Annotated in this window: 9 protein-coding genes; 8 read left to right on the top strand and 1 reads right to left on the bottom strand. The window is 65.8% G+C overall.

Annotated features, from left to right (window positions below):
• A partial coding sequence (locus RMO40_RS24360; protein WP_309726360.1) for an ABC transporter permease subunit occupies nucleotides 1–1011 on the bottom strand: 1011 nt, incomplete at its 3' end.
• A 107-nt stretch (nucleotides 1012–1118) separates the two neighbouring features.
• Between RMO40_RS24360 and RMO40_RS24355 the strand changes: the two genes are divergently transcribed.
• From RMO40_RS24355 to RMO40_RS24320, 8 genes are all read left to right on the top strand, one after another.
• Nucleotides 1119–2030 (top strand): SIS domain-containing protein, encoded by a 912-nt coding sequence (locus RMO40_RS24355; protein WP_309726358.1) that lies wholly within the window; start codon nucleotides 1119–1121, stop codon nucleotides 2028–2030.
• Nucleotides 2031–4025, top strand: coding sequence for a bifunctional 5-dehydro-2-deoxygluconokinase/5-dehydro-2-deoxyphosphogluconate aldolase (locus tag RMO40_RS24350; RefSeq protein WP_309726356.1), 1995 nt, complete (start codon nucleotides 2031–2033; stop codon nucleotides 4023–4025).
• On the top strand, nucleotides 4022–4924 hold the full coding sequence (locus tag RMO40_RS24345; protein ID WP_309726354.1) for an NAD(P)-binding domain-containing protein: 903 nt from the start codon (nucleotides 4022–4024) through the stop codon (nucleotides 4922–4924). Before RMO40_RS24350 ends, RMO40_RS24345 begins: the two co-directional genes overlap by 4 nt.
• Nucleotides 4925–4985: 61 nt before the next feature.
• Nucleotides 4986–6317, top strand: coding sequence for an ABC transporter substrate-binding protein (locus RMO40_RS24340; protein ID WP_309726352.1), 1332 nt, complete (start codon nucleotides 4986–4988; stop codon nucleotides 6315–6317).
• 24 nt (nucleotides 6318–6341) lie between these two features.
• Nucleotides 6342–7628, top strand: a complete 1287-nt coding sequence (locus tag RMO40_RS24335; RefSeq protein ID WP_309726350.1) for an ABC transporter substrate-binding protein — start codon at nucleotides 6342–6344, stop codon at nucleotides 7626–7628.
• Between the two features lie 30 nt (nucleotides 7629–7658).
• On the top strand, nucleotides 7659–8576 hold the full coding sequence (locus RMO40_RS24330) for a branched-chain amino acid ABC transporter permease (RefSeq protein WP_309726348.1): 918 nt from the start codon (nucleotides 7659–7661) through the stop codon (nucleotides 8574–8576).
• Complete coding sequence (locus RMO40_RS24325) at nucleotides 8573–9322, top strand: SDR family oxidoreductase (RefSeq protein ID WP_309726346.1); 750 nt, start codon at nucleotides 8573–8575, stop codon at nucleotides 9320–9322. The genes RMO40_RS24330 and RMO40_RS24325 overlap by 4 nt, the downstream gene beginning before the upstream one ends.
• 4 nt (nucleotides 9323–9326) lie before the next feature.
• On the top strand, nucleotides 9327–9625 hold a 299-nt coding region (locus RMO40_RS24320), incomplete at its 3' end, for an SDR family NAD(P)-dependent oxidoreductase (RefSeq protein ID WP_309726340.1).

Here is a 9625-nt window from a genome sequence, read left to right as displayed (position 1 = left end):
GGTGTGGTTGAGGGAGGGTGCGGGAGCGGGTTGTTTGCGCCGCGCCAAACGGGCCCGCGCTTTCTGCCACGCACCGGCCACGCCGTCGGGCTGGAACAGCACCATCACCATGAACACCAAGCCATACCAGAGCAGCCAGGTCTCGGTGTAGGCCCCCAGCAAGTCACGCGTCAGGATGAACACCAGCGCGCCGATCACCGGGCCCCAGAAGCTCACCAGGCCACCACCGATCAGCACCATCATCACCACGAAGCCCGAGTTGTGCAGGCTCATCACGTTGGGGTAGGCCGACTGCTGGGCCATCGCAAACAGCGCACCCGCCAGGCCCGCTACGCTCGCTGACAAGGTGAACGCCAGCCACTTGTAGAGCCACACGTTGTGGCCCACGAAGGCGGCGCGCATCTCGTTTTGTTTGATGGCGCGCAGCACACGGCCAAAGGGCGAGTGGATCAGCCGCCACAGCGCCACCAGCACCAGCGCAAACAGCACCAGCGCAAAGTAGAAGAAGGCTTCGTTGCTGGCGAGCTTGATGTCGATGAAACCGAGCGAGAGATCGGGCCGCTTGATGTTGAGCAAGCCGTCTTCACCCCCGGTGATGGCGTGCAGCTTGACCGCCGCAAACCAGAACACCTGGCCGAAGGCGATGGTGAGCAGCGCGTAGTAGATGCCGCGCTTGTGCGAGATGAAGGCCCCAACCAGCATGCCGGCCACGGCACTCAGCAGCACGGCGCCGAGCAAGCCGGTGAGCAACCCGGCGTCGGCACGCTGCTGCAGCAGGCCAAAGGCGTAGGCCCCCACACCGAAATAGGCGCCGTGCCCGAACGAAGGCAGGCCGCCGTAGCCGAGCAAGAGGTTGTGGCCCAGCGCAAACATCATCCAGATCATGATTTCGAGCGCGAGGTACTGATAGAGCCCCACCTGACTCAGCCACAGAGGTGTGCTGGCCAGCAGGGCCACGGTGAACACCATCGGGGTGGTGACAAGCGGGGCAGGTCGGGTTTGTGTGGACATGGGTCAAATGAAATAAAGGCTGGACAGGATGAAATGTATGTTCTATTCTTCGTTCATGCAAGAACGTTTGTTCTGTACTTGATGTGTTTGACACCTGTGAAAACCCGATGACAGCCGCACTGAACTACGACGACCTGAAAGACGCCATTTCACGCGTCTACCCGACGCTGCCCAAGCAGCTGCAGCTCATTGCGCGCTTTGCGCTCGACAAGCCGAACGAGCTCGCGCTCGGCACCGTGGCGGCGGTGGCCGATGCGGCCGGTGTGCAGCCGTCGGCGCTGATCCGTTTTTCCAACGCACTCGAGTTTGGTGGCTTCTCCGAGATGCAGGGCGTGTTTCGCGAACACCTGGTCGAGCGCTCGGTCAGCTACCGCGAGCGCATCGACCAGTTGCGCCGCCATGGCAAGGCGAACAACGGCGGCACGGGTGTGTTGCACCAGTTCGTGGGCGAGGCGGTGTCCGAGCTGGGCCAGCTCGAAGAAAACGTGTCGGAGGCCGACATCACCAGCGCCGCTCAGCTCATCTGCGCGGCGCGCCATGTGCACGTGCTGGCGCAACGCCGCGCTTTCCCGGTGGCCTCGTACCTGGCTTATGCGCTGAGCCAGCTGGAGCTCAAGACCTACCTGCTCGACGGCCTGGGCGGCATGCTCGCCAATTCGCTCAACAACGTCGAACCCGAAGACGTGCTGCTGGTCGCGAGCTTCCACAGCTACTCGCAAGAAGTCATCGACGCGGCCAACGCGGCGCATGCGCGCGGCATCCCGGTGATCGCCATCACCGACAGCGCCTTGTCGCCACTCAAGCCGTCGGCCCGGGTGTGCTTTGAGCTCAGCCTCGGCTCCGAGAAGGCCTTCCGCTCGCTGGTGGCGCCGCTCTGCCTGGCGCAGGCGGTGGTGGTGAGCACGGGTCACCAACTCACGGAGCAGTCGGCACGCGGTGCCGCCAAGACCGTCGCCAAGCCGGCCACCAAGACGGCACCCAAGACAAAACGACCGACCAACGGCAAGGGAGGCCGCTGAATGCGCGCACTGGAACTGATCTGCATGGGCCGCGCGGCGGTCGATCTGTATGGTGAACAAATCGGGGGGCGGCTGGAAGACGTGCAGTCGTTTGCCAAGTACCTGGGCGGCTCGCCGTGCAACACCGCGGTGGGTGCCTCGCGTCTGGGCCTCAAGGCGGCCATGCTGACTCGTGTGGGCGACGAACACAACGGCCGTTTCGTTCGTGAGTCGCTGGTCGCCGAAGGCGTGGACGTCTCGCAGGTGCGCACCGACCCGAAGCGCCTCACCGCACTCGTCTTCCTCGGCATTCGCGACCGCGACACCTTCCCGCTGGTGTTCTACCGCGAGCAGTGCGCCGACATGGGACTCTCGGCGGCCGACGTCGACCCCGCCTTCGTGGCCTCGGCCAAGACGCTGCTGATCTCGGGCACGCACCTCTCCAACTCACAGACCTACGACGCCTGCATGAGCGCCATCCAGGCGGCCCGCGCCAACGGCACGCGCGTGGCGCTCGACATCGACTACCGCCCGGTGCTGTGGGGCCTGACCGCGCCCGGCCTGGGTGAGCAGCGTTATGTGCCATCCGACCAGGTCAGCGCACATTTGCAGAAGGTGCTGCCGCTGTGCGACCTGATCGTCGGCACCGAAGAAGAGATCCACATCGCCGGCGGCTTCAGCGAGAACCTGGCGGCGCTCAGGCGCATTCGCGAGGTCTCCAAGGCGTTGATCGTGATGAAGCGCGGGCCGATGGGCTGTGTGGCCTTCGAAGGCCCTATCCCGTCGAGCGTGGAAGACGGTGTCACCGGTCCAGGCTTCCCGGTCGAGGTGTTCAACGTGCTGGGCGCGGGCGACGCCTTCATGGCCGGCCTGCTGCGCGGCTGGGTGCGCAACGAGCCCTTGCCCCAAACACTGAGCTACGCCAACGCCTGCGGCGCGATCGTCGTCTCACGCCATGGCTGCGCACCGGCCATGCCGAGCTGGGTCGAACTCACCCACTTCCTGCGCCACGGTTCGCCCACCCGCCGCCTGCGTGAAGACCCGGTGCTAGAGCACCTGCACCGCGCCTCGACCCGCTCGCGCCGCTGGGGCACGCTGGGGGTGCTGGCCTTCGACCACCGCGCCCAGCTCGAAGAACTGGCGGCGCGCCACGGTGTGAGCGCCGCTGAAAGCAAAAACCGCATCGCGAGCTTCAAGCAGCTGGTGGCCGAAGCCGCGCGCCAGGGTTACGACGCCGCGCGCCACGAAGCGGCAGCGGACTGCGATTTCCCGACCCCCGGCGTGATCATCGACGGACGTTACGGCGAAGACGTGTTGCCCCCGCTCACCGGCCAGGGCTGGTGGGTGGCCCGCCCGGTCGAGCTGCCCGGCTCACGCCCGCTGCGCTTCGAAGACGGCGCCAACGTGGGCCTGGCGCTGCGCACCTGGCCGGGCGAGCACGTGGTGAAGTGCCTGCTGGCCTACCACCCCGACGATGCCGACGCGCTGCGTGAAGAGCAGCTGCGCACGGTGGTCGAGCTGGCCGACGCCTGCAACCAGACCGGCCACGAGTTGCTGGTCGAAGTGATCCCGCCGCGCGACATGCCGGCGCAGGCTGACACATTGGCGCGCGCCATGAAGCAGATCTACGCCGCCGGCGTGTGGCCCGACTGGTGGAAGCTGCCACCGCCGCTGGAGCGCGCGGCCTGGCAGCACATCAACACCGTCATCACCGACAACGACGTGCATTGCCGTGGTGTGCTGCTGCTCGGCCTGGAGGCGAGTGAAGACCACCTGTCGCAGGGCTTTCGCGCCGCCGCCGGCCAGCCGCTGTGCAAGGGCTTCGCGGTCGGCCGCTCGCTCTTTGCCGACGCGGCCGCCGCCTGGTTTGCCGGCACGCTGAACGACGCCGGCGTGATCGACGAGGTGGCCACCCGCTACCAACGACTCATCCACCTGTGGTGCAACGCGCGCAGCGACGCACCCCAGCCCCCCATCCCCACTGTCACCCCCACCGCCAAAGAGAAAACAGCATGAGCAGCAACCCCACCATCGGTTTCATCGGCCTCGGCATGATGGGCCACGGCATCGCCAAGAACCTGCTGAAGAAGGGCTACGCGCTGAGCTTCCAGGCGCACCGCAACCGCAGCACGCTGCAAGACCTGCTCGACGCGGGCGCGGTGGAAGTGGACACCCGCGCCGCGCTCGCACAGGCCGACATCGTGATCCTGTGCGTGACCGGCTCACCGCAGGTCGAAGAGATCGTCTACGGCACCGACGGCCTGCTCGCCGCCGCCCGCCCGGGCCTGACCGTGATCGACACCTCGACCGCCGAGCCGGCATCAAGCACACGCATCCGCAACGACTTTGCCGCCAAGGGCGTGAAGTTCATCGACGCGCCGCTCGCGCGCACGCCGAAAGAGGCCGAAGAGGGGCGCCTGAACACCATGGTCGGTGCAGCAGACGCAGACTTCGAGGCGCTGCGCCCGGTGTTCGCCGCGTTCTGCGAAAACATCATCCACGTCGGCCCACCCGGCCACGGCCATGTGCTCAAACTGGTCAACAACATGCTCGCGATGACGCAGGCCGCCGCGATCGCCGAGGCCATGGCCACCGCCGCCAAGGCGGGCTTGTCGCTGCAGAAGGTGTTCGACGTGATCTCGGCCGGTGGTGTGAACTCCGGCATCTTCCAGATGATGGTGGGCCGCGCGCTGCAAGGCGACCTCGGTGGCCTCAAGTTCGCCATCGGCAATGCGCAAAAAGACCTGCGTTACTACACCCACCTGACCGAGATGCTGCCCACCAGCAGCTTCATCGCCGAGGCCGCGCACCAGAGCTTCGTGCAGGCCGCGAACCTCGGCTACGGCGACAAGTTCATCGCCTCGCTGCTCGAGGTGCAAGAGCAACTCAGCAATGTGAAGTTCGTCCCTCGCTGATCACTAACCCGTGCGAGCGGGGATCACTCCGCCGCATCCCACCGCCCTTGGAGACAACGCCATGAACGACGACAACAAAACTTCCCCCATTGCCATGCCCGCCAAAGCCGAAGTGAGCCGCCGCAGCCTGCTCAAGGCCACCGGCATCACGCTCGCCGGTGCCACGCCCTTCTTCGGCCCGTGGGCGCACAACCGCGTGTGGGCGCAGGCCGCCACGCCCAAGCCGCTGACCATCGGCCTGACCATGGATGCCTCGGGACAGTACGGCGCGAGCGGCGGTGAAGAGCGCCTGGGCGCGATGATGGCCATCAAGGAATACAACGACAAGGGCGGCGTGATGGGCCGGCGCATCGAGGCGCTGCACATGGACACCGAGACCACGCCGGCCACTGGCTCGCGCGTGGCCGAACGCATGATCACCCGCAATGAAGTGGCCTTCATGATCGGCGCGCTGCACTCGGGCGCGGCCAACGCCATCTCGCAGGTGGCGCAGAAATACGGCTGCATCTTCCTCAACACCAACTCCAGCTCGCCCACCGAAGCCGGCAAGGACTGCCACCGCACCAAGTTCGTGTGGGACGGCAACGGCACCAACTTCGCCCACGCCATCGTCAAGAACGCGATCAAGGTGAACGGCAAGAACTGGGTGCTGCTGACCAACGATTACGTGTGGGGCCGCAACACCTCGAACTCGACCCGCGCCATCGTCGAAGCCAATGGTGGCAAGATCGTCGAAGAGCTGCTGGTGCCGCAGAACACACGCGACTTTTCGTCGTACCTGCTCAAGCTGCAGCAGCTCAAGCCCAACGCGGTGGCCACCGCCATCGGTGGTGACGACATCAAGGCGCTGCGCCAGCAGGTGGTGCAGCTCAACATGCAAAAGAGCATGGCCTGGATCAACAACCAGCAAGACTGGCCCGATGTGTATGGCCTGGGCGCAGAAAGCATCTTCGGTGTGTTCGGCACCAGCTGGTACTACCGGCTCGACCTGCCGGGCGTGAAGGAGTTCGTGGCCGCGTACCAGAAGCAGTACCCGGGCATGGCGATCAAGGTGCCGGGCAACGTGTATCACAACAGCTACATGGCCACGCGCGAGCTGCTGCGCTGTGTGGAAGAAGCCGGCACCACCAACAACATCGCGGTGATCAAGAAGCTCGAAGGCCGCAAGATGAGCGCGCGCGACCGCATGCAGCACTACGACGCCTGGATCGACCCCATCACCCACCAGTGCCAGCAGACCATCTACATGGCGAGCTACAACGACCAGCCAGCCGAGAAGGACGACATCTTCAAGATCCTCACCTGGACCGACCCGAAAGACGTCGTCGACCAGGACTCGATCAAAACCTGCAAGCTGGAGTCGTACGACGCCACACCCAGCTACCAGCAGTAAGCACGACGACAGCCGCGTGCCGCCATGCTGGCCAGGTCAACTTCTCGCCGCCGCCTGATCCAGGTGGCTGGTGCTGCCACCGTGGGCTGCTTCGGCCCCTGGTCGGTGCATCACGCCTGGGCCCAGAGCAAGGCGAAGAAGCCGTTGCTGATCGGCCTGGCCACCGACGACACCGGCCAGTACGCGGCCAGTGGCCAGGACGAACAGCGCGGCATGCGCATGGCGATTGCCGAGGCCAACGCGCGTGGTGGCGTGCTTGGCCGTCGCATCGAGGTTGTGCACACCGACACCGGCGGTGACCCGGCCATCGCAGGCCCGGTGGCCGAACGTTTGATCCGCCAGCAAGAGGTCGCCTTCTTGTTGGGCGGTGTGCACTCGGGTGTGGCGAGTGCGATGTCGAAGGTGGCGCAGTCACACGGCTGCATCTACTTCAACACCAACTCCAGCTCGCCCACCGAAGCCGGCAAGGATTGCCACCGCACCAAGTTCGTCTGGGACGGCAATGGCACCAACTTCTCCATCTCGGTGGTGAAGGGCGCCATGACCGGCTTCGGCCGCGACTGGGTGCTCGTCACCAGCGACTACGGTTGGGGACGCAACACGGCGAGCGGCATCCGCGGCATCGTCGAAGGCAATGGCGGGCGCATCCTGGAAGAGTTGGTCGTGCCGCAGAACACGACCGACTTCAACGTGGTGCTGAACAAGATCCGCGCGCTCAAGCCAGGCGTGATCGCCACCGCCGTGGGCGGCGACGACCTGAAAGTGTTGCGCCGCCAGGTGCGCGAGAACGGCATGGACCGCGGCTTCGGCTGGATCAACAACCAGCAGGACTGGCCCGATGTGTATGGCCTCGGCCGCGAAGCCTTGTTCGGCATCTTCGGCACCACCTGGTACTGGGGCCTCGGCCTCGCGGGGGTGAAGGAGTTCGTGGCGCGTTACCAGAAGAGCCAGGCCGACTACCGCATCAAGGTGCCGGGCAACGTGTTCTACAACGGCTACATGGCCACACGCGAGTTGCTGCGCACGATCGAGCGCACCGGCAGCACCCACAACCTGAAGCTCATCAAGGCGCTCGAAGGCCTGCGCATCCCCGCGCTGGACCGCATGCAGCACCACGAGGCCTACATGAACCCGCAGACCCACCAGCTGCAGCAGACCATCTACATGGCCGCCTACAACGACCGCCCGCGGCAAGACGACGACTTGTTCCGCATCCTCGGGCGGCTGCCACCGAACGAGGTGGAAGACCGCGCGAGCCTGCAGCAGTGTTCGCTCGAGTCTTACGCCGCCACACCGTCATTTGAACCCTGATCCTCGAACCCTGAACCGCCCCCCTGCACCATGGACCTCGTTCCCCACCTCATCAACGGCATCTCGCTCGGGTTGCTGTTTGCGCTGATTGCGCTCGGCTTCATGCTCATCGTCGGCGTGATGGAAACCATCAACCTCGCGCATGGCTCTCTGTTTGCGCTGGGCATGTATGCCGCGCTCTTCTTGCTGGCACCCAAGCTCGGTTGGTTCCCTGAGACGCAGGCCGCCTACATGAGCCTGCCGATTGGCACGCGCTACGCGATCGCGCTCTTCTTCGCGCCCATCCTGGTGGGCCTGTTCGGCCTGCTGCTCGAGCTGTGCCTGCGCCGCACCTACGGCAAGGACCCGCTCTACGGCCTCTTGCTCACCTTCGGCGCCGCGCTGGTGATCGAAGAGCTGATCCGCGTGACCTGGGGCTCCAACGAGCAGCAGATGGCGCTGCCGCAGGCCATCTCGGGCGCGTTCATGATGGGTGACCTGGTCTATTCACGCTACCGCGTGTTTGCCAGCGTGTTTGCCATTGTGGCGATCTTTGCGCTGTGGCTGTTCCTGGAGAAAACGCCCTACGGCGCCATCATCAAGGCCGGTGCGCACGACAGCGAGATGGTGCGTGCGCTCGGCATCCATCTCGGGCGGCTGCGCTCCGCAGTGTTTGCGCTCGGCGTGGCGCTCGCCGCCATCGCCGGTGTGGTGATGGCGCCCATCTGGGGCATCCGCCCGCACGTGGGTGTCGACGCCGTCGTGCCGGCCTTCCTGATCATCGTGCTCGGCGGCGTGGGCTCCTTGTGGGGCGCGGTGGTCGCCGGGCTGCTGGTGGGGCTGGTGGTCGGGCTCACCGGCGCGTATGCGTCGGAGTGGTCGCTGATGTCCATGTACCTGTTGTTCATCGCGGTGGTCACGTTCCGCTCCCGTGGTCTGTTTGGCAAGAAAAGCGTTCTCGACACATGACTCCCTATCCATTGAAAGACAAAGTGGCACTCGTGACGGGCGCCGGCGGCACCATGGGCCGCGCCGTGGTGGCGGCCCTGATCGAAGACGGTTGCCGCGTGGCGCTGGTCGACGTGAACACGGCCTCGATGGCAGCGCTGGAAAGCGCCTACGGCAAGGCCGTGTTGGCAGTGCCCTGCGACATCAGCGACCCGCAGGCGGTGCAGGCCGCTCACGCACTGATCGAGCAGCGGCTGGGGCCGGTCGACGTGCTGGTCAACAACGCCGGCATCCTGTCCAACAACAAGATCGAAGCCACCAGCGCCAGCGAGTGGCGGCGTGTGATGGGTGCCAACCTCGATGGCGCCATGTACTGGGCGCAAGCCGTGGTGCCGGGCATGAAGGCGCGTCGTTGGGGCCGCATCATCAACACCAGCTCGCTCGCAGCCAAGACCGGTGGGCTGACCGCCGGCACGGCCTACTCGGTGAGCAAGGGCGCGATGAGCGCGCTGACCTTCTCGCTCGCACGCGAACTCGCGGCCTTCGGCGTCACGGCCAACGGCATCGCGCCGGCTTATGTGAATACGCCGATGATCACCGAGCAGTTGACAGAGGCGCAGCGCCAGGAGCTCTTGAAGCAGATCCCGGTCGGCCGCTTTTGCGAGCCGGAAGAGTTTGCGCACACGGTGCGCTTTCTGGCGTCGCCGCTGTCGGGTTTCATCACCGGCGAGATCCTCGATCTCAACGGCGGCCTGTTGATGGACTGATGCGATGAGCAACAGCGTAGACATCCCGGTGGATTTCATCCAGAGCCTGGCCGGCCTCTTCGACCTGCGCGGCCGCGTGGCCTATGTGCCGGGTGGTTACGGCGGCATCGGCGAAGCGGTGGCCTGGGGCCTGGCGCTGGCCGGCGCGCGTGTGGCCGTGTCGGGCCGCAGCTTTGACAAGGCCGATGCACTGGCCGCGCGCTTGCGCGCCACCGGGCTCGATGCCATCGGCCTGGCGATGGACGCGCATTCGGTGGCCGACATCCGCGACTCGGTCGACGCGGTGGCCGAGCGCTTCGGCGC

This window comes from Rhizobacter sp., from assembly GCF_031412075.1.
Taxonomy (GTDB): Bacteria; Pseudomonadota; Gammaproteobacteria; order Burkholderiales; family Burkholderiaceae_C; genus Rhizobacter.
This window is presented reverse-complemented; position numbering and strand designations above follow the sequence as displayed.

Bases quoted from the DNA above. Each gene is read 5' to 3' on its own strand.
- RMO40_RS24355 (WP_309726358.1), top strand. From the start codon at position 1,119: ATGACAGCCGCACTGAACTACGACGACCTGAAAGACGCCATTTCACGC.
- RMO40_RS24350 (WP_309726356.1), top strand. From the start codon at position 2,031: ATGCGCGCACTGGAACTGATCTGCATGGGCCGCGCGGCGGTCGATCTG.
- RMO40_RS24345 (WP_309726354.1), top strand. From the start codon at position 4,022: ATGAGCAGCAACCCCACCATCGGTTTCATCGGCCTCGGCATGATGGGC.
- RMO40_RS24340 (WP_309726352.1), top strand. From the start codon at position 4,986: ATGAACGACGACAACAAAACTTCCCCCATTGCCATGCCCGCCAAAGCC.
- RMO40_RS24335 (WP_309726350.1), top strand. From the start codon at position 6,342: ATGCTGGCCAGGTCAACTTCTCGCCGCCGCCTGATCCAGGTGGCTGGT.
- RMO40_RS24330 (WP_309726348.1), top strand. From the start codon at position 7,659: ATGGACCTCGTTCCCCACCTCATCAACGGCATCTCGCTCGGGTTGCTG.
- RMO40_RS24325 (WP_309726346.1), top strand. From the start codon at position 8,573: ATGACTCCCTATCCATTGAAAGACAAAGTGGCACTCGTGACGGGCGCC.